The organism is Pseudomonas sp. Irchel 3E19, assembly GCF_900187585.1.
In the GTDB taxonomy this organism is placed as follows: Bacteria; Pseudomonadota; Gammaproteobacteria; order Pseudomonadales; family Pseudomonadaceae; genus Aquipseudomonas; species Aquipseudomonas baetica.
This window is the reverse complement of the sequence record NZ_FYDT01000012.1, coordinates 26195-45345: the sequence shown is the minus strand read 5'-3', so window position 1 is coordinate 45345 and position 19151 is coordinate 26195. Positions and strand designations below refer to the sequence as shown.

Here is a 19151-nt window from a genome sequence, read left to right as displayed (position 1 = left end):
AGGGGTTTGCAAGGTATGCGCTTTATCGTCGGTCTGTTGGCTTTGCTCATGCTGTCTGCCTGTGAACAGCAGAGCGCAGCGCCACTCGATCAGCAGCTGTACATCTGGCAACGCCAGTGGACGTCGGCCCATGAGGCGGCGTTGCGCGATAGCCGCAGTGATTTCTCGACCTTGCGGGTGCTGGCGTTGCAGGCGTTTCCGGGGGCGGGATGGCGCCGGGCATTTATCGATGCGACGTTGCTCAAGGGCGATGGTCGCCCGCTGATTGCGGTGATTCGTCTCGACGGCCAGCTCAAGGCGCTGGATCAGCAGCAGGTCACGGCGCAGATTCTTCAGGTCATCAATGACTGGCAGGCGCAGGGCCTGACCCTGAGTGGCGTGGAGATCGACCACGATGCGGGCAATGCGCGGCTGCCGGCCTACGCTGAATTCCTCACCCATCTACGCTCGGCACTCCCGCAATCATTGCCTCTGAGCATCACCGCGTTGCCGGCGTGGCTCGACAGTGCGCAATTGCCAAACTTGCTGGCGACGGTCGACAGCAGCGTGCTGCAAGTGCATGCCGTCAGCGACCCGCGACGCGGCTTGTTCGACGCCGAGCAAGCACGGCGCTGGGCTGAGGCTTGGGGGGGCATCACCGATAAGCCTTTCTATCTGGCACTGCCGGCCTATGGCGTCGCGTTGCTGCCCGATACGGGTGACGCACCAGTCGTGGAAAGCGAGGTACCGCTAGAACGTGGCGGCGAGCGTCGTGAATTGCTGGCCGATCCGCTGCAACTGCGCCAACTCGGCCAAGCGCTGCGTGAAAATCCGCCTAAGCATCTGGCCGGTTTGATCTGGTTTCGCTTGCCGCTGGCCAACGACCGCCGCGCCTGGAGCCTGACGACCCTGCGCGCCGTGGCACGCGGCGATACGCTGATCAGCCAGCTCGGTTTGAGCATCAGTGAACACAATGACCTCTATGACATTCGACTCGCCAACCCCGGCAACCTCGACAGCGCCTGGCCCGCACGTATCACCGTGAAGGTCAGCGACTGTGAAGGCGCCGACACGCTCGCCGGTTACTCATTGCAACAGAGCCCGGATCTGCTTACCTTCACCCGCCTGCGCGACGGCCGCTTGCCGGCGGACGGACAGCGCGCCATCGGTTGGGCGCGCTGTGCATTTATTGATCAAGGAGGTTCGCATGTTGACCCGTAACTGGCCCCGCCATCTGCTCTGCCTGAGCCTCTGTCTGCCGCTGGGCTCGGCGCTGGCCTGCGGCCCGGACTTCCCGATGCGCCTGCTCGACAATCGCGGGCAGACCCTGGCCGATCTGCCCGAGGGCAACTTCAATTTTGAAGTCAGCCGCTTGGGCAAAGCGATCGCCGGGCTGAAAAACCTCACACCTGCCGCCGACAACCCGAATGGCTTTTATGGCGAGCCGACCGATCCTGCCGAGGAACGCGCAAAGGTTGAGGCCACCGGGCTGACCGAGGAACAGCAAGCACTTGTCACGCGTCTGCGCGGGCTTACCGATGCCCGCGACGCTTACGCGCAGGGCAGCAGTCTCCCGGCGGAAATCCGTCTGTATGTGGCGGGAGCGGTGGCCTTCAGTGTCGGCGAGCATCAACTGGCGGTCGATTATTTCCGCCAACTGCTGGCGCTACCGGCGGATCAGCGCCCACTGCGTAGTACGTGGGCGGCGTATTCCGAGGGGCGTGCGCTGTTCGCCATGAGTGCCGAGGCTGACGACATGCTCGATCCGCTGGAGCAGGCGATCTCGGCGTTCCGCCAGACCCGGCAACTGAGCATCGACGGTTTCAGTGATCCACTGGGGCTGGGTGTCGCCAGCCTCGGGGAAGAGGCGCGAGCGTCGCGCATGGCCGGTGGCTGGGACGATGCGATCAATCTTTATGCCGCGCAGAGCGTGCACGGCTCAATGGTCGGCTACACCTCGCTCAAACAACTGGCTAACGAATTGGCTGAAATGCCTGAGCCGGAACTGGCCAAGCTGATGCAACACGAAGGTGTGCAGAAACTGGTCACCGCCTCGTTGCTCAGCCGCCTCGGCTGGTCGTTTGGCGATGAACCGCCGAACGAGAAAAAACTGGTCAAGCTTCTGCAAAACAGTACCCGTGGCACCTTCGACAACGCCGATCGATTGGCGGCGGTGAGTTATCAACAGGGTGATTACGACAGCGCCAAAGCCTTCCTCGAACGCGCGGGTGACAGCGGCCTGGCCTGGTGGCTACGAGCGAAACTGGCAGTGCGCGACGGTGACAAGAATGCGGCGGCAGCCGCCTATGCGAAAGCCGCGCAGGCCTTCCCGCAGAAGGAAGACTGGGGTTATCGGCGCACGCCGGACTGGGCACTGGAAACGGTCCAGCCGAAATGCCGGGTCGAGGGCGAAAGCGCGATTCTGGCGTTGCAACGCGGCGAGTACCTGCAAGCGTTCGTGCAGTTGTATCGCAGCAACAACATCTATTGGTTCGATGCCGCGACGGTTGCCGAGCGCGTGCTGACCGTCGACGAGCTCAAGCAATATGTCGACGCCAACGTGCCGGCACCGCCGGCGCTGACTCAAGAGCAGCGTGACAATTACGTGCCGCTGCCGGTGGCCGCCAGCCTGCGCAATCTGCTGGGCCGGCGTTTGCTGCGCGAAGGGTATTACGCAGAGGCCGTCGGTTATTTCGACAATCCCGATCTGCAGAACAAGGCCCGACTCTACGGCGAGCAAAGACTGAAAGCCGATTCCGCCTGGTGGCCGACCAAGCGTGCCAGTGCGCTGTACAACGCGGCGTGGACGGCCCGGGAGTGGGGCATGGACATCCTCGGTTACGAGATGGCCCCGGATTACGCCACCTTCGGCGGCAATTACAGCCTGGAAACCACCGCGCTGAACGTCGGCCCGCTGGTGTCCGAAGCCGAAGTGCAACGCCAGAAGGCCAGCCAAGCGCAGCCCGATCAGCGTTATCACTACCGTTTTGTCGCCACCGCGCTGGCCAATCGCGCCGCCGACAACCTGCCGCACACCAGTCAGGCGTTCGCGGCCGTGCTGTGTTCGGCCGCCGGTTGGAACAGCAGCCTGGAAGATCAGAGCGCCCTCTATCAGCGTTACGTGAAGGAGGGCCCTTACGTGCCGTGGGCGGTGGATTTCGGCAATCAGTGCCCGTACCCGGACTTTGAAAATGCTGACAAGCGTTATGTCACCCAAGTGACCGACGCCGTCCGCGCCAGCCTGCGACCGTACAAGTGGCTGGTGCAGATCGGCGCGATTGTGCTGGCAGTCGGCGCGGCGTTGCTGCTGATCAACCGCCGCCAGCGCAAGGCTCGCAAGGGCTAAGCCTGCTGGATGAACGTCAGGCGCACCGCGAAGCCGATCAACAGGCTGCCGAACAGCCATTGTTGAACCCGTTGTGCCGTTGGACTGTGTTGCAGCCAACGGCCCAGCGCGGCGCCGGTCAGGGCGTAAGCGCTGTCGAACAGCAGGCCGACACCAACCAGCAGCATGCCGAGCAGGGCGAATTGGCTCAGCACCGGTGCGCCGTTAGCCTCGATGAATTGTGGCAGCAGCACTGAGCAGAACAGCAGCGCTTTGGGGTTGAGCAGGTTGGTCAGCAAGCCACGGCGGATCGCTTCGCGCCATTGCCCGCGCGTCTCGGCAACGTCGCCGCTATTAAGGTTCGGCACCAGCGTGCTGCGCAGGCATTGAATGCCGATCCACAGCAGATACGCCGCCCCGGCGAGGCGCACCACTTCGAACGTCCACGGCGCAGCCTTGAACAGCGCCGCCAGCCCCAACGCCGCCAATGCCACATGACATGCGCGGGCAATCGCCAAGCCTATTACGGTGGCCAGCGCCGCTGCGCGACCTTGTCGGGCGCCGGTTTGCAGCAGCAGGATCATGTCCGGGCCGGGCAACAGAAACACCACGGCCAATGCCAGGAAAAACAGCCAGAGACTCGCCACGTCATACCCCTTTCGTTGTCGATTCGGTGACGTCAGTCTAGGGGCGAAGGGTGGGGCAGGTGCTTGCGTAGTTCGCTTCAAAATGGCTCGGGATTGGCATAACCTGCGTTCTTTTTGCGCTCTCGCCATCAGGATCTGCCAACCATGAAACTCGACGCCTTCGACCGCAAGATTCTCGCCGCCCTGCAACGGGACGGTCGCTTGAGCAACGTCGAGCTGGCGGACGAGATCGGCCTGTCGGCGTCACCGTGTTTGCGTCGGGTGCGGATGCTGGAAGAGGCCGGGGTGATTCGCGGTTATCAGGCCAATCTGGATCGCGATGAAGTGGGGCTGGGGCTGACGGTGTTTGTCGGGGTCAAGGTCGAGCGCCACAACGATGAACAGGCCGAAGCGTTTTACGCAGCGGTCACTGCGCTGCCGGAGGTGATTTCAGCGTTTCTGGTATCGGGGGAATCGGACTTTCTGCTGCAGGTGGTGGTACCGGATCTGCGCGCGTATGACCGCTTTCTCAGCGGTTGCCTGTTGAAACTGCCGGGGGTGAGTGATATCCGCAGCAACTTTGCGATTCACACGGTGAAGACGCCGGGGGCGTTGCCGTTGGGGCATCTTCCGCTTTAGATCGCGTGATTCCATTCGCGAGCAGGCTCGCTCCCACATTTGACCGAGTTCCATCAGGAAATGCGCGATCGAATGTGGGAGCGAGCTTGCTCTCGGAAGCGATATCCCGGTCGACACTTACATCTGCGTCGCCATCCCCTCCACATTCATCGCCGCCTGGCGCAACGCCTCGGAGCGAGTCGGGTGCGGGTGACAGGTCAGGGCGATGTCCTCGGCCGAAGCGCTGAATTCCATCGCCACACAAAACTCGCCAATCATTTCGCTTACGCTCGGGCCGACCAGGTGCACGCCGAGCACTTCATCCGTGCGCTCATCAGCAAGGACTTTGGCGAAACCTTCAGTCTCGTGGTTGATCTTCGCCCGGCTGTTGGCAGTGAACGGAAACCTGCCGACCTTGTAGGCCCGGCCTTCAGCCTTGAGTTGCTCTTCAGTTTTGCCGACGCTGGCCAGCTCCGGTTTGGTGTAGATCACGTTGGGGATCAGGTCGTAATTGACCTCGCCGGCCTTGCCGTGGATCTGCTCGACGCAGGCCATGGCTTCGTCTTCGGCCTTGTGCGCGAGCATCGGGCCGGACGTTACGTCGCCGATCACCCAGATCCCCGGGGCTTCGGTGCGGTGTTGTTTGTTGGCGAGCATGCCGCGCTTGTCGGTGCTCAGGCCGACGTTCTCCAGGCCCAGGCCTTGGGTGTAGGGGCGACGACCGATGGCCACCAGCACGTAATCCGCCTCCAGTAGCTCAGCCGTACCGCCGGTGGCCGGTTCGACGCTCAGTTGTACGCCGTTGGCCGAAGTGGTGGCGCTGGTGACTTTTGAACTTAATTTGAAGGCGATGCCTTGCTTGCTCAGCGAGCGTTGCAGGGTTTTGCCGGCCTCGCCATCAACGCCGGGGCAGATGCGGTCGAGGTACTCGACCACGGTGACCTGCGCGCCGAGACGTCGCCACACCGAACCCAATTCGAGGCCGATCACGCCGGCACCGATCACCACCAGATGCTTGGGCACTTCGCTCAGGGACAACGCGCCGGTCGAATCGAGAATGCGCTGGTTGTCGATCTCGACCCCGGGCAGGGGAGTGGGTTCGGAACCGGTGGCGATGATGATGTCCTTGGCGGTCAGCTCGATCTTGCTGCCCTGATCGCCGGTCACGGTGACTTTGCCCGGGCCGTCGATATGGCCCCAACCCTTGATCCAGTCGACCTTGTTCTTGCGAAAGAGAAACTCGATGCCCTTGGTCAGGCCGGTCACGCTCTCGTCTTTCTGCTTCATCATCTGCGCGAGATTGAGCGTCGGTTTGACTTCGATCCCGAGGTTGGCAAATTCCGCACCCATGGCCGCGTCGTACAGCTCTGAGGCATGCAACAAAGCCTTGGACGGCATGCAACCGACGTTCAGGCAGGTGCCGCCGAGGGTCGCGCGACCATCGACGCAGGCAGCCTTGAGGCCCAACTGGCCGGCGCGGATCGCCGCGTTATAGCCCCCGGGGCCGCCGCCCAGAATCACTACGTCATAGTTGCTCATGCGCTTACTCCTGGTTGAGGGATGCGGATCGCTAAAGGTAGTTGTTGACTAAAATTACGAGCGTAATATGTGCGTATCCGGACATTTCGGTCAAGGCTTCAGGCAAGCGACAGCTCGGGCGTTTTTAGATAAACGCAATTTGTGTACGAATATTTCACGACTTTCGTTATATCGTAACGATAAGAGCAAAGAGCCGAGGCTTTGGGGTGATATGCAGGTCGATCTGGAGGTTGAAGGCACGCAAGTGACCGGACTGCCGCGCTTTCAGCAGGCGGCCACGCAGGGCCGACGCTTACGCCGGTTGGCGATTGGCTTCGGCGCGTTAGCCGGGGCGGGTTGGATACTGGCATTTTTTGTGGCGTTGTTTACACCGCAATCGTTGTGGTTGCCATTGCTGGTCAATCAGAGCGCGGCGCTGTGGGTGCTGCTGGCCGGGCTGCAATCGGCTGGGTGGGTGGCGCAGTGGCGCGAGCGGGTGACGAGTCCGTTGACATCGACACCGGGTGCAGTCGAAGAGCAACTCGCGCCGGATGGCTGGTATGAGCGCCTGCTGGATCGCTTGAGTCAACGTGGCCTGCATCTGGTGGGCCTGATCGGCGCGGCGACGTTGTGGCTGGCCGGCTGGGCCTTGCTGGTGGTGATCAGCATTGAGCAGGTGTGGAACCTGGCCTTGCCGCCCGCCGCCGTCGGCATGTCTGCCACGGTTGGCGCCGTTCTGGCGCTGCTGCTGGCGTTCGGTTTGTTGGTATTGGAACGGCAGCTGGCTCAGCAAACTTCGGCGCAATGGCCTGAGGCGGGTTCGCTGGCGCAGCTGACGCGCGTCGCAATCATCAGCCTTGTGCTGGGAGCGCTGTGTTTGTTGTTCGCCAGCGAAACCGCAGTGTGGCCGGTTCGCCTTGCGGTGCTGATCGGCATCTTGCCGGGTCTTGTCGCGATCGAGCTGCTATTGCGCGCCGTTCTTTCGATATTCAGCCCGCGCCGCGATCGGCTCGAACCGCGATTGCTGGCGCGCAGTTTTGTCGCCGACCTGCTGCGTTGGCCGCCACAACCGCTGCTCGTGTTACAGCACGAATTGCACAACCGCTTCGGCATCGATCTGCGCCAGATTTGGGCATTCAGCTACATGCGTCGGGCCTTTGTGCCGGTGTTGGTGCTGGTCGCGGCGGTCGGCTGGTTGCTGACCGGTCTTCACGAAATTCCCCTGCAAGGTCGCGGTATCTATGAGCGATTCGGCAAACCGGTGCAGGTCTTCGGCCCCGGTTTGCATGCAGGTTTGCCGTGGCCACTGGGTCGGGTGTTGAGCGTCGAAAACGGCGTGGTCCATGAACTGGCGACCAGCGTCGGCGAAAATCCGGCGCCGCTGCAACTCGATCCCGCCGAAGGCCCGGCACCGATCACGGCCAATCGTTTGTGGGACGCCAGCCATGTGAACGATAAATCCCAGGTCATCGCCAGCAGCCGGGGCGAGCAGCAGAGCTTTCAGATCGTCAACATGGATGTGCGCTTCGTCTATCGCATCGGTCTGAGCGATCAGGCAGCCCTGGCTGCAACCTATAACAGCGCTAATGTGCCAACGCTGATCCGCAGCACTGCCAGCCGGATTCTTGTGCATGATTTCGCCTCACGTACCCTCGACGGTCTGCTCGGTGCGGACCGGGCAGGGCTGGCGGAAGAGATCGGCCGTGCGGTGCAAAGTGATCTGCAAAAACTCGACAGTGGCGTGGAAATTCTCGCCACCGTCGTCGAAGCCATTCACCCGCCGGCCGGCGCCGCCAATGCCTATCACGGTGTGCAAGCGGCGCAGATTGGCGCGCAGGCGTTGATCTCCCGCGAGCGTGGGGCAGCCGCTGAAGCCAGTAACCAAGCGCAGTTACAGGCCAGCCTTGCTAGCGATCAGGCCAGCGCCAACGCCCGCGAAATCGGTGCAGCCGCACAGGCCGCCGAGCTGAAATTCAGTGCCGAACAAAAAGCCTACGCCAGCGCCGGCCAGGCATTCGTACTGGAGCAATACCTCAGTCAGCTCAGCCAAGGCCTGAGCAAAGCCAAATTGCTGATCCTCGACCATCGGCTGGGCGGTAGCAGCAATGCGCCGACCATCGACCTGCGTACGTTCACGCTGCCGGCTGACCCGACGCCCGCGCGCACCACCGCTCAACCAGGAGTTGCCCATTGAGCCAGTCGCACACTCACGATCATCATGACCACGGCGGCCCCGATCACGGCCACGGCGGGCATCACCATCATCACGGTCACCACCACGGTGCGCCGGAGGAGGCGGGGCCATTCCCTTGGCGGCGCATGGGCTGGGCGGTTTTGCTGGTGGCGTTCGCCATCGCGGCGGCGAGTCTGGTGCAGGTGCGTTCCGGTGAGGCTACGGTCATTACTCGTTTCGGCAATCCTTCGCGGGTCTTGCTCGATCCGGGTTTGAGCTGGCGTTGGCCGGCGCCGTTCGAAGCGGCGATCCCGGTGGATCTGCGCCTGCGCACGACGTCCAGCGGCTTGCAGGATGCCGGCACCCGCGACGGGTTGCGCATCATTGTCCAGGCTTACATTGCCTGGCAGGTGCAGGGCGATCCGGACAATGTGCAGCGCTTCATGCGCGCAGTGCAGAACCAGCCAGACGAAGCGGCGCGGCAGATTCGCACGTTTGTCGGCTCTGCTCTGGAAACCACCGCCAGCAGTTTTGACTTGGCCAACCTGGTGAACACCGATGCCAGTCAGGTTCACATCGCTGATTTCGAGGCGCAGTTGCGGCAGCAGATCGATCAACAATTGCTCGCCACTTATGGCGTGCGAGTGGTGCAGGTGGGTATCGAACGTCTGACGCTGCCATCAGTGACACTCACTGCCACGGTCGATCGGATGCGCGCCGAGCGTGAAACAATCGCCACCGAACGCACGGCCATCGGCAAACGCGAAGCGGCGCAAATCCGCTCTGCCGCCGAACGCGATGCGCGAATTGTGCAGGCTGACGCCACGGTGAAGGCCGCCGATATCGAAGCGCAATCTCGCGTTGAGGCCGCGCAGATTTATGGTCGCGCCTACGCCGGTTCGCCGCAGTTGTACAACCTGCTGCGCTCACTGGATACCCTCGGCACTATCGTCACCCCAGACACCAAACTGATCCTGCGCACCGATGCCGCGCCATTCCGTGTACTGGTCGACGGCCCGCCGAGCTTCGACAACAAGTCCGGATCGCAGCCATGAATGAAGAAGTTCCACGTGGAACACATTCGCTGAACAGTCCGTGGATTCAGGCGGGACGCTTGGCATTTTTTGCCTTGTACGCGGTGACGATCCTGGCGGCATTGGCCTGGGCGTTCTCCAATGTGCGGCAGATTGATCCGCAGAATCGCGCCGTGGTTTTGAACTTCGGCGCGCTGGATCGCATCCAGAACGCCGGCCTGCTATTGGCCTGGCCGCAGCCATTCGAACAGGTCGTTCTGCTGCCAGCGGCGGATCGGGTGATGGAACGGCGAGTGGAGAATCTGTTGCGCAGCGACGAAGCGCTGCAGGCTGATCGTGTCGCCTCATTTGCTACACCGATCAGCGATGCGTTGGCCGGCTCTGGTTATTTATTGACCGGTGATGCCGGTGTTGTGCAGTTGGATGTGCGGGTGTTTTACAAAGTGATCGAGCCCTATGACTTCGTGCTTCAGGCCGATCATGTTCTGCCGGCGCTCGATCGCTTGGTCACACGCAGCGCCGTGGCGCTGACGGCCGCGCGAGATCTCGACACCATTCTGGTTGCCAGACCGGAACTGATCGGCGCGGACAATCAGGCCGCCGAACGCCGCGAAAGACTGCGTGGTGATCTGGTGCAAGGCATTAACCAACGGCTGGCTGAACTGAAGGCGAGCGGGCAGGGCATCGGCATTGAAGTGGCGCGGGTCGATGTGCAATCGAGTCTGCCGGATCCGGCGGTCAGTGCCTTCAATGCGGTTTTGACCGCCAGTCAGCAGGCCGACAAAGCCGTGGCCAACGCCCGCACCGACGCCGAGAAACTCACCCAGTCCGCCAACGAACAAGCCGACCGCACGTTGCAAGTCGCCCACGCTCAGGCGGGCGAACGGCTGGCCAAAGCTTCTGCCGACACCGCCACGGTGTTGAGCCTGGCCAAGGCGCAACAAGGCACCGAGCCGCAAATGCTGCTGCGTCTGTACCGCGAGCGCATGCCGAAGATTCTCGGTCACGCCGGATCGGTCACCACAGTCGATCCGAAAGACGATTCCCGCCTGATCATTCAGGGAGCCAGTAAATGAATGCGACTGCCGCTGCACCGAGCCTTTTATCTTCGGCCGAACAACGCCGTGCGGCCAGGCAACTGACCTTGGCGATGCTCGCTTTGGGTTTGCTTGGCCTCGGATTGATCTGGCGCTGGGCGATGCCGGAACAAACCGGGGTCAGTCAGTTGCTACTCGGTTTTGCTTCTTTATTAGTGGCGGTGCCGGTGATGCGTTCGGCGTGGTACAGCCTGCGTTATCCAAGCCTGCACGGCATCACCGATCAACTGATCGCGCTGGCGATGCTCGGGGCGTGGGCGACGGGTGATCTGCTCACCGCCGCGTTACTGCCGATCATCATGATCTTCGGCCATGTGCTGGAGGAGCGCAGCGTCATCGGTTCACAGGAAGCGATCCACGCCCTCGGCCAATTGACCCGCAGTCATGCGCGCAAACTTCAGGCCGACGGCTCGATCATTGAAGTGGACAACGGCACGCTGAAATCCGGCGATACGGTCGAGGTCAGAGCCGGTGATCGTGTGCCAGCGGACGGTCGGATTTTGTCAGGGCAGGCGAGTCTCGACACCGCTTCGATTACCGGGGAATCCGTGCCGGTGGAAGCGAGTGCGGGTATGTCGGTGTTCGGTGGCGCGATCAATCTCGATGGTCTGTTGCGTATCGAAGTAACTCGCACCGGCGATGAATCGACTCTCGGTAAAGTCATCGCTTTGATGCAGAACGCCGAGCGCTCGAAACCGCCGATCACCCGATTGCTTGAACGCTATGCCGGCAGTTACATGGTGTTGGTGTTGCTGCTGGCGGCGGTCACCTGGTTCATCACCCACGACGCGCAAGCGATGCTCGCGGTGTTGGTGGCGGCGTGTCCTTGCGCGTTGCTGTTGTCGGCGCCGGCCACGGCGATTGCCGGTGTAGCAGTGGCTGCACGGCATGGGATTCTGATCCGCAGTTCGGCATTCCTCGAAGAACTGGCCGACCTGACATCGCTGGTCGTCGACAAGACCGGCACCCTGACTTACGGCACCTTGCGCTTGCAGGCGATCAGTAGTCTGCGCGCGGATCAGTCCACGGTCGTGACGCTCGCCGCCAGTCTCGGCGCGGCGAGCAGTCACCCGGTCAGTCGGGCATTGGCGGGGTTGGTCAGTCAGGAAAAGTGTGTGGCGCTGAGCGATATCCACGAGCGACAAGGTCTCGGTGTCGTCGCAGTGACCGCACAGGGCGAAGCAGCGCTTGGCCGGCCAGAGTTGTTCGCACAACTGAAAATCCCCACCACGCCGACTCCCGAGCACGACGGCCCGATTGCCGGCCTCGCCTTGAACGGTGAATTTCTCGCCTGGCTGTTGTTGGCCGACAGCGTCAAACCGGAAGCCCGATTGGCCCTGAGCGAATTGCGCGAACTCGGTCTTGGCCGACAACTGTTACTGACTGGCGACCGACAAAGTGTCGCGCAGACCTTGGCCAGGGATGTCGGTCTACAGGACGTTCAAGCCCAAGCCTTGCCCGAAGACAAACTCAATCGTGTGCTCCAGGAAATCGACAACGGCTTCCGGCCAATGGTTGTCGGTGACGGCATCAACGATTCGTTGGCACTCAAGGCAGGAGTCGTTGGCGTAGCAATGGGGGCGGGCGGTGCGGATATCGCCTTGGCGTCGGCTGACATCGTGCTGATCGGCAGCGACCTGCGCCGGCTCGGTACTTGTGTGCGGCTGAGTCGCCAATGCCGCCGCACCCTGCAGGTCAACGTGATCATCGGTCTGGGCTGGACGCTGGCCATCGTCGTGTTTGCCGCGTTCGGCTGGCTGGGCGCCGCCGGGGCGATGATTGCGGCGCTGCTGCATAACCTCAGCACGTTGCTGGTACTGGGCAACGCCGGGCGTCTGCTGCGTTTTCAGGAGCCGCTGCTCAAGCTCAAGGAAGATATTTGAAAATATTTCTACCGCCTCTGTAACGCCGTCGGGGTCGCGCGCTCTAGTGCTATGTCGGGACTGAACAAACCGTCCAGCCGACACCCCCTGACGATTACCGAGGATAAAAAAATGACTATCAAGACCGCCGCTGCTGGTGCCGCTCTCGCTTTGGCCGCTGCCACTATGTTTGCCGGTGTCGCCACCAACGCGATGGCCGCCGATGCCAATGTTCACTGCTACGGCGTGACTGCCTGCAAAGGTCAGAACGACTGCAAGACCAAAGACCATGCTTGCAAAGGCATGGGTGCCTGCAAAGGCCAGGGTTTCAAAGCCATGACTCAAGCGGCTTGCGAAAAAGCAGGTGGCAAGGTCGGCGAATAACTGACCGGCCAGTGCCGCCGCAGTGGCTCACGCCACTGCGGCCACTTTTTATCAGGAGTCTGCACATGTCCGCCTCTGGTCCCTTCCTCGGCTACGGCCTGGGATTGCGTAGCGCTTACTACCAGCAGATCCTCGAACAGTCGCCGGACGTGGACTGGTTTGAAGTGGTCTCCGAAAATTTCATGGTGCAGGGCGGCAAGGCCCTGTATTACCTGGACGCCATCGCCGAGCGTTATCCGCTGGTGATGCATGGCGTTTCCCTGTCCATCGGCGGGCCGCATGCCCTCGATGTGGACTATCTGAAACAACTCAAGCAACTGGCCGAACGGGTCAACCCGGCGTGGATCTCCGATCACTTGTGCTGGAGCCGCGGCAACGCTCATCAGTTGCACGATTTGCTGCCTCTGCCTTACACCGAAGAAAGTCTTGAATACATTGCCGAGCGCGTGCGCCAGGTTCAGGACGTTTTGCAGCGTCCGTTGGTGCTGGAGAACGTCTCCAGCTATGTCCGCGCCGCTTCGGATGATTTCACTGAATGGGAGTTTCTCGCGGCCCTGAGCCGCGAAAGCGGCTGCGAGTTGCTGCTGGACGTCAACAATGTCTACGTCAGCTCACGCAATCACGGTTTCGATCCGTGGACGTTCATTCAGAGCCTGCCGGTGGACAAGGTGCGCCAACTGCACCTGGCGGGACACAGCGATTACGGCGATTACGTCATCGATACCCATGACCAACCGGTGAGCGATCCGGTCTGGGTGCTGTATCAACGTACGTTGGAGCACTTCGGCCCGGTGGCTACGTTGCTGGAACGTGACGATCATTTTCCGCCTTTTGAAGCGCTGCTCGAAGAACTGCAAAAGGCTCGGGCGCTGGGTGACAGGGTTCTGGCCGGGAGACAGCAATGCGCCTGAAAGAATGGCAATTGGCATTTGAGTCGTTTTTGCTCGAGGGGGCGGCCACCGCCCAACCGCGGCTGGGTGCCAGCCTGATCGGCGGGCCGACGCTGGATGTCGGCACGGGTCTGGCGATCTATCACAACGCCTATCAGGCCCGTTTACTGGAGGTGTTGCGCAACGATTTTCCAGCCATCTGGCACTGGTTAGGCGACGAGGAGTTCGACGCGATCGCTACCGCGTACCTGCGCCGGTATCCGTCGGCGCATTACAGTCTGCGTTGGCTGGGCAAAGGCTTCGAAGGGTTTATTCGCGAGCATCTGGTGCCCGAGCAAAGTGCACCTTTGGCTGAGATGGCAGTAATCGAGTGGGCATTTACTTTGGCTTTCGATGCGCCAGCGGGTGAGCCGTTAACCATCGAAACAATGGCGACACTGTCCGCGCCAGAATGGCCAGCGCTGCGAGTCAAACTGGCGCCCTGCGTTCAGTGGCTGGAATGCCGGTTCAACAGCGTCGCGCTGTGGCGTTCGGTTAAAGAAGAAACTGATTTCCCTCCCAGCCAGCCACTCCAAGATCCCCAGATCTACCTGATCTGGCGCAACGATCTGATCTGTCATTACCGCAGCCTGGAATCTGCCGAGGCCAATGCTCTGAATGGCTTGATAAACGAAGGCTGGAGTTTCGCCGAACTGTGCGCCGAGTTAGCAGTCATCTATGAAGAGGGCGCTCCACTTCAGGCCGTGACCTGGTTAAAGCAGTGGGTGCAAGAAGGCCTGTTAGAGCGTCTGCAACGATAGTTAAGGCTGATTAAATCGATAGCCTGCTAATTTTTCAGGATGGTCTACCCTCAGATTTGACGTCTGAAACAAGGGGGATTTTCCATGCTCGCGCAACTTCCACCGGCCTTACAGAATCTGCAGCTTCCGCTTCGCCTGCGACTCTGGGATGGCCATGAGTTCAATCTGGGCCCGGCGCCCAGTGTCACCATCGTGGTCAAGGATCCGCAGATGGTCAGCCAGCTCAGCCATCCAAGCCTGGACGCGCTGGGGGCGGCATTCGTTGAAGGCAAACTTGAACTGGAAGGCTCGATCAGCGAGGTCATCCGGGTCTGCGACGAATTGAGCAGCGCGTTGCTCAATGAAGATCAAGACAGTCAGCCAATGCGGACCTTGCATGACAAGGAAACCGACGCCAAAGCCATCTCCTATCACTACGATCTGTCCAACGCGTTCTACCAGCTCTGGCTGGACAGCGACATGGCGTATTCCTGCGCGTATTTCGAAACCGGCAGCGAGTCGCTCGAGCAGGCGCAGCAAGCCAAATTCCGTCATCTGTGCCGCAAGCTCCGTTTGCAGCCTGGCGATTATCTGCTGGACGTCGGTTGCGGCTGGGGCGGCCTGGCGCGTTACGCCGCACGGGAATTCGGTGCCAAGGTGTTCGGCATCACCCTGAGCAAGGAACAACTGGAACTGGCGCGCGAGCGCGTCAAGGACGAGGGCCTGGAAGATCAGATCGAACTGCAATTGCTCGACTACCGCGACCTGCCGCAGGACGGTCGTTTCGATAAAGTCGTCAGCGTCGGCATGTTCGAGCACGTCGGCCACGCCAACCTCGCCGAGTACTGCAAAACCCTGTTCGGTGCGGTGAAGGAGGGTGGTCTGGTGATGAACCACGGCATCACTGCCAAGCACACCGATGGCCGTCCGGTCGGACGTGGTGCCGGGGATTTCATCGAGAAATACGTATTCCCCAATGGCGAGTTGCCGCATCTGTCGATGATTTCGGCCGAGATCAGCGAAGCCGGGCTTGAGATCGTCGATGTCGAAAGTTTGCGCCTGCATTACGCTCGCACGTTGGATCACTGGAGCGAGCGGCTGGAGGACAACCTCGAAGCGGCTGGCAAACTGGTGCCTGCTCAAGCGCTACGGATCTGGCGCCTGTACCTGGCCGGTTGTGCTTACGCGTTCGCCCACGGCTGGATCAATCTGCACCAGATCCTTGCGGTGAAAGCGCACGCCGATGGCAGCCATGAACTGCCATGGACTCGTGACGACATCTATCATCCTTGAAGCTTCTTTCCCTTGCCGGAGAGGGGGCTTTTCAGAGAATCGGTGAAATGAGCCGGGCGATCCGCATGCCGACCTGTTGCAGGCGGTGGAGCTCCCGGCTTTCTTCTTTGGCAACTTCATAGGCCAGCTCGAAGTCCGCGTTCAGCATCTGTTCGACTTTGCCAGCAAAGGCGCTATCGACGGTCAGCAACATCACTTCGAAATTCAGCCGGAACGAGCGGTTGTCCAGATTGGCGCTGCCGATGGCGCTGATTTCGCTGTCGATCAACACCACTTTCTGATGCAGAAATCCCGGTTCATAACGGAATACCCGCACCCCTGCGCGAACGGCTTCAAACGCGTACAGGCTGGAGGCGGCGTAGACGATGCGGTGGTCCGGGCGCGAAGGCAGCAACAGGCGAACATCGACACCGCGCAATACTGCCAGTCGCAATGCGGCAAACACGGCTTCGTCGGGAATGAAATAAGGGCTGGTGATCCACACCCGTTCCGTCGCCGCGTGAATGGCCTCGACGAAAAACAGCGAGCAGGTTTCGTAGGCATCGGCCGGGCCACTGGCGAGCAATTGGCAGAGCACGCCGTCATCCGGGTATTCGTCCGGAAGGATCAGCGGTGGCAGCGTGCGCGCCGCCCAGAACCAGTCTTCGGCAAAGGATTCCTGCATACAGGCCACCACTGGGCCGCGCACTTTTACATGGGTGTCGCGCCACGGTGCGAGCGGCGGCTTTTCGCCCATGTATTCATCGCCGACGTTGTGCCCGCCGACAAACCCGACCACGCCATCGACCACGACGACTTTGCGGTGATTGCGGAAGTTGACCTGGAAGCGGTTTAGCCAGCCGCTGCGTGTGGCGAACGCTTTGACCTCGACACCGCCATCGCGCAGCGTCTGCACATAGCGGTGGGGCAGGGCATGGCTGCCGATACCGTCGTAGAGCAAATGAATGGCAACGCCTTCGGCAGCTTTCTTCAGCAACAAGTCACGCAAGCGTTGGCCAAGGCGATCGTCATGGATGATGAAAAACTGGATCAGCACCGCTTCCTTCGCTTGATCGATGGCCTGGAAAATCGCGTTGAACGTCTCGGTCCCGTTCACCAGTAACTGGACTTCGTTGTTGGCCAGACACGGCATGCGTCCCAGTTTCGGCATCGCCCGTAAGGAAGCGTAAGCATTCGAGGCGCGCGCGGTCAGCGCCTCTTCCACCCATGGGCGCCAGTTCAGTTCAGAGATGGCCTGGCGCATTTGTTCGTTGGCCTGGCGGCGCGCCTTGATGTAACCATCAAAGGTGCTGCGACCGAACACCAGATACGGAATAAGCGTCAGGTAGGGAATGAAGATCAGCGACAATGCCCAGGCGATCGACCCTTGAGCCGTGCGCACGGTCAGCACCGCGTGAATGGCAGCGATCATGCCGAGGGTGTGTATCAGGGCGATCAGATAACCGAAAATGTGCGGTCCAAAATAATCCATGGGGCAGCCTTGCTCCGCAAGATTCAATGCCTTAACAGACCATGTTCCGCCGCGATTGTCGCTATTTAATTGGGGCATGAACCGAAGCAATCGGCCGACGTCTAACGGCCACTACTGATCAGGAGTTTCTCGATGAACGTTCGTCTGCTGGGTTTGGCGCTGGGCCTGGGTTTGGCATTGCCGGTGATTGCGCAGGCGCAAATGCTGCAGCCGGGGTTGTGGGAAATGACCTCGAGCAATGTGAAAGTCGATGACCAGCCAATGGATGTGCAATCGATCCTCGGTCAGCTCCAGGGCCAGATGACGCCGCAACAGCGCGCGGCGCTGGAGAAAAATGGCATCAATATCGGCGGCAAGGGTATCCGTGCCTGCCTGACGCCTGAGCAAGTGGCGACCAATGATATTCCGCTGGCCGATCCGCAATCGGGCTGCAAGCAGCAGATCACCGAGCGCAGCGGCAACCAGTGGAAATTTCGTTTCAGCTGCCCGAAAGCGCAGGGCACCGGAGTCGCCACTTTCCAGAGTGATCGGGAATTCACTACGGTTGCCAACGGCACGTTCAACGCCATCGGGATCAACCAGAAGGGTAGCCTGGAAACCCGTGCAGTGTGGCTGGGTCAGGATTGCGGCGCGGTGAAACCAAGAGCTTAAAAGCTTCGCGGGCAAGCCCGCTTTCACGGTTCACGGGTGTACACGAAATCCATGTTCACCAAAGAACTCTGTGGGAGCGGGCTTGCCCGCGAAGGCATCTTGTCAGGCGCCGAATCACTCAGCGCATAAACCGCAGCGGTAAGCCCCGGCATCCCTCATTCACCTGGCCCTCGTGCCAGGCAATCTGCCCCGACACCACCGTCGTACTCACCCGATGCCGAAACCGTCTACCGGCAAACGGCGTCCATCCACACTGCGACAAAATCGGTTGCCGCGACACCTCCAGCGTATCCGGTTTTACCAACACCAGATCCGCCCAATAGCCTTCACGCAAATAACCCCGATCCGGAATCGCAAACAGATCCGCCACTCGATGGCTGGTCTTCGCCACCAGCGTGGTGAGCGGCAACACACCCTCCGCCACCAACTCCAGCAGAGCCGGCAACGCATGCTGTACCAGCGGCAAACCGGAAGGCGCTTCGGCATACGGTCGCTGCTTTTCTGCCCAGGTATGTGGTGCGTGGTCGCTGCCGATTACATCCAGTCGATTGCTCAGTAACGCCGCACGCAATGCATCGCGGTCGGCCATAGTCTTGATCGCCGGATTGCATTTGATCAGGTTGCCGAGGCTTGGATAGTCGCGATCATCGAACAACAAATGGTGCAGGCAGACTTCCGCAGTGATGCGTTTTTGCGCCAGTGGTTTGTCCTCGAACAATTCCAGTTCACGAGCAGTAGTCAGGTGCAAAACGTGCAGGCGCGTACCGTGACGTTTCGCCAGGTCCACGGCCAGCGAGGATGAGCGATAGCACGTGTCGGCATTGCGAATCAGCGCATGAGCTGCCGGAGGCAGATGGTCGCCAAACAGTTCGCTCAGGTTGGCCGCGTTGGCGTCGATACTCGGCGTGTGCTCGCAGTGGGCCAATAGAATCGTTGGCACCTCGGCGAACAGCCTTTCAAGAATCTTCGGGTCATCCACCAGCATGTTGCCGGTGGACGCGCCCATGAACACTTTGACCCCGGCCACTTCACAGGGATTGAGCGCGGCAACGGTGTCGAGATTGTCCTGGCTCACACCGAAGTGAAAGCCGTAATTGGCCACTGAGTTGATTGCCGCCCGGCGCTTCTTGTCAGCCAGTGCTTCGAGGGTGAGGGTGGCGGGATGGGTGTTGGGCATGTCCATGAAACTGGTAATGCCACCGGCCACCGCCGCGCGGGATTCGGTATGAATGCTGCCCTTGGCCGGCGCGCCGGGTTCGCGAAAATGCACTTGGTCATCGATCATGCCCGGCAGCAGCCATTGGCCGCTGGCGTCGATTTCCACGTGCGCGGTTTCACCTTCGATGCTGCGAGCAATCTTGACGATACGTCCATTGCTGACGAGCAGATCGCCGTCAAACTCACGCCCTTCGTTGACCAGTCTGGCATTGCGAATCAACACACTGCTCATG

The 19151-nt window shown here is 60.9% G+C and carries 16 protein-coding genes; 12 read left to right on the top strand and 4 right to left on the bottom strand.

Features of this window, described 5'->3' with window-relative positions; translation table 11 throughout:
• Nucleotides 1–15: 15 nt before the first annotated feature.
• Both CKW18_RS10295 and CKW18_RS10290 read left to right on the top strand, forming a co-directional pair.
• A complete protein-coding gene (locus CKW18_RS10295) occupies nucleotides 16–1200 on the top strand; it encodes a DUF3142 domain-containing protein (protein ID WP_095188698.1) in 1185 nt (394 codons plus the stop codon).
• Entirely contained in the window at nucleotides 1187–3325 is a 2139-nt protein-coding gene (locus CKW18_RS10290) for a hypothetical protein (protein WP_095188697.1), read from the top strand. The genes CKW18_RS10295 and CKW18_RS10290 overlap by 14 nt, the downstream gene beginning before the upstream one ends.
• On the opposite strand, the gene CKW18_RS10285 is transcribed toward CKW18_RS10290, so the two are convergent.
• Nucleotides 3322–3951, bottom strand: a complete 630-nt coding sequence (locus tag CKW18_RS10285) for a LysE family translocator (protein ID WP_095188696.1) — start codon at nucleotides 3949–3951, stop codon at nucleotides 3322–3324. The two genes, CKW18_RS10290 and CKW18_RS10285, sit on opposite strands and share 4 nt — an antisense overlap.
• Before the next feature lie 144 nt (nucleotides 3952–4095).
• On the opposite strand from CKW18_RS10285, the gene CKW18_RS10280 reads away from it, so the two are divergent.
• A complete protein-coding gene (locus tag CKW18_RS10280; protein WP_045122687.1) occupies nucleotides 4096–4569 on the top strand; it encodes an Lrp/AsnC family transcriptional regulator in 474 nt (157 codons plus the stop codon).
• Between the two features lie 117 nt (nucleotides 4570–4686).
• On the opposite strand, the gene lpdA is transcribed toward CKW18_RS10280, so the two are convergent.
• Nucleotides 4687–6087, bottom strand: coding sequence for a dihydrolipoyl dehydrogenase (gene lpdA / locus CKW18_RS10275; RefSeq protein ID WP_095188695.1), 1401 nt, complete (start codon nucleotides 6085–6087; stop codon nucleotides 4687–4689).
• Nucleotides 6088–6298: 211 nt separating this feature from the next.
• On the opposite strand from lpdA, the gene hflK (CKW18_RS10270) reads away from it, so the two are divergent.
• The 8 genes from hflK (CKW18_RS10270) (at nucleotide 6299) to cfaB (ending at nucleotide 15578) form a co-directional block, all read left to right on the top strand.
• Nucleotides 6299–8260 carry a protease modulator HflK gene (gene hflK, locus CKW18_RS10270; RefSeq protein ID WP_095188694.1) on the top strand — a complete coding sequence of 654 codons (1962 nt, stop codon included), beginning with the start codon at nucleotides 6299–6301 and terminating at the stop codon, nucleotides 8258–8260.
• A complete protein-coding gene (gene hflC / locus CKW18_RS10265; protein WP_095188693.1) occupies nucleotides 8257–9294 on the top strand; it encodes a protease modulator HflC in 1038 nt (345 codons plus the stop codon). Before hflK (CKW18_RS10270) ends, hflC begins: the two co-directional genes overlap by 4 nt.
• Nucleotides 9291–10349, top strand: coding sequence for a protease modulator HflK (hflK, locus tag CKW18_RS10260; protein ID WP_095188692.1), 1059 nt, complete (start codon nucleotides 9291–9293; stop codon nucleotides 10347–10349). The genes hflC and hflK (CKW18_RS10260) overlap by 4 nt, the downstream gene beginning before the upstream one ends.
• A complete protein-coding gene (locus CKW18_RS10255) occupies nucleotides 10346–12253 on the top strand; it encodes a cation-translocating P-type ATPase (RefSeq protein ID WP_095188691.1) in 1908 nt (635 codons plus the stop codon). The genes hflK (CKW18_RS10260) and CKW18_RS10255 overlap by 4 nt, the downstream gene beginning before the upstream one ends.
• Nucleotides 12254–12364: 111 nt before the next feature.
• On the top strand, nucleotides 12365–12616 hold the full coding sequence (locus CKW18_RS10250; protein WP_095188690.1) for a hypothetical protein: 252 nt from the start codon (nucleotides 12365–12367) through the stop codon (nucleotides 12614–12616).
• Nucleotides 12617–12681: 65 nt separating this feature from the next.
• Nucleotides 12682–13527, top strand: coding sequence for a DUF692 domain-containing protein (locus CKW18_RS10245; RefSeq protein WP_095188689.1), 846 nt, complete (start codon nucleotides 12682–12684; stop codon nucleotides 13525–13527).
• Nucleotides 13518–14306 (top strand): DNA-binding domain-containing protein, encoded by a 789-nt coding sequence (locus CKW18_RS10240; RefSeq protein WP_095188688.1) that lies wholly within the window; start codon nucleotides 13518–13520, stop codon nucleotides 14304–14306. The genes CKW18_RS10245 and CKW18_RS10240 overlap by 10 nt, the downstream gene beginning before the upstream one ends.
• Nucleotides 14307–14390: 84 nt before the next feature.
• Complete coding sequence (gene cfaB, locus CKW18_RS10235) at nucleotides 14391–15578, top strand: C17 cyclopropane fatty acid synthase CfaB (protein WP_095188687.1); 1188 nt, start codon at nucleotides 14391–14393, stop codon at nucleotides 15576–15578.
• A 31-nt stretch (nucleotides 15579–15609) separates the two neighbouring features.
• Here cfaB and cls read toward each other — a convergent pair whose 3' ends face one another.
• Nucleotides 15610–17049, bottom strand: coding sequence for a cardiolipin synthase (cls, locus tag CKW18_RS10230; protein ID WP_095188686.1), 1440 nt, complete (start codon nucleotides 17047–17049; stop codon nucleotides 15610–15612).
• A gap of 132 nt (nucleotides 17050–17181) precedes the next feature.
• On the opposite strand from cls, the gene CKW18_RS10225 reads away from it, so the two are divergent.
• Nucleotides 17182–17700 carry a DUF3617 domain-containing protein gene (locus tag CKW18_RS10225; protein WP_095188685.1) on the top strand — a complete coding sequence of 173 codons (519 nt, stop codon included), beginning with the start codon at nucleotides 17182–17184 and terminating at the stop codon, nucleotides 17698–17700.
• A gap of 118 nt (nucleotides 17701–17818) precedes the next feature.
• On the opposite strand, the gene CKW18_RS10220 is transcribed toward CKW18_RS10225, so the two are convergent.
• A complete protein-coding gene (locus CKW18_RS10220) occupies nucleotides 17819–19150 on the bottom strand; it encodes a dihydroorotase (RefSeq protein ID WP_095188684.1) in 1332 nt (443 codons plus the stop codon).
• Nucleotide 19151 lies beyond the last annotated feature (1 nt).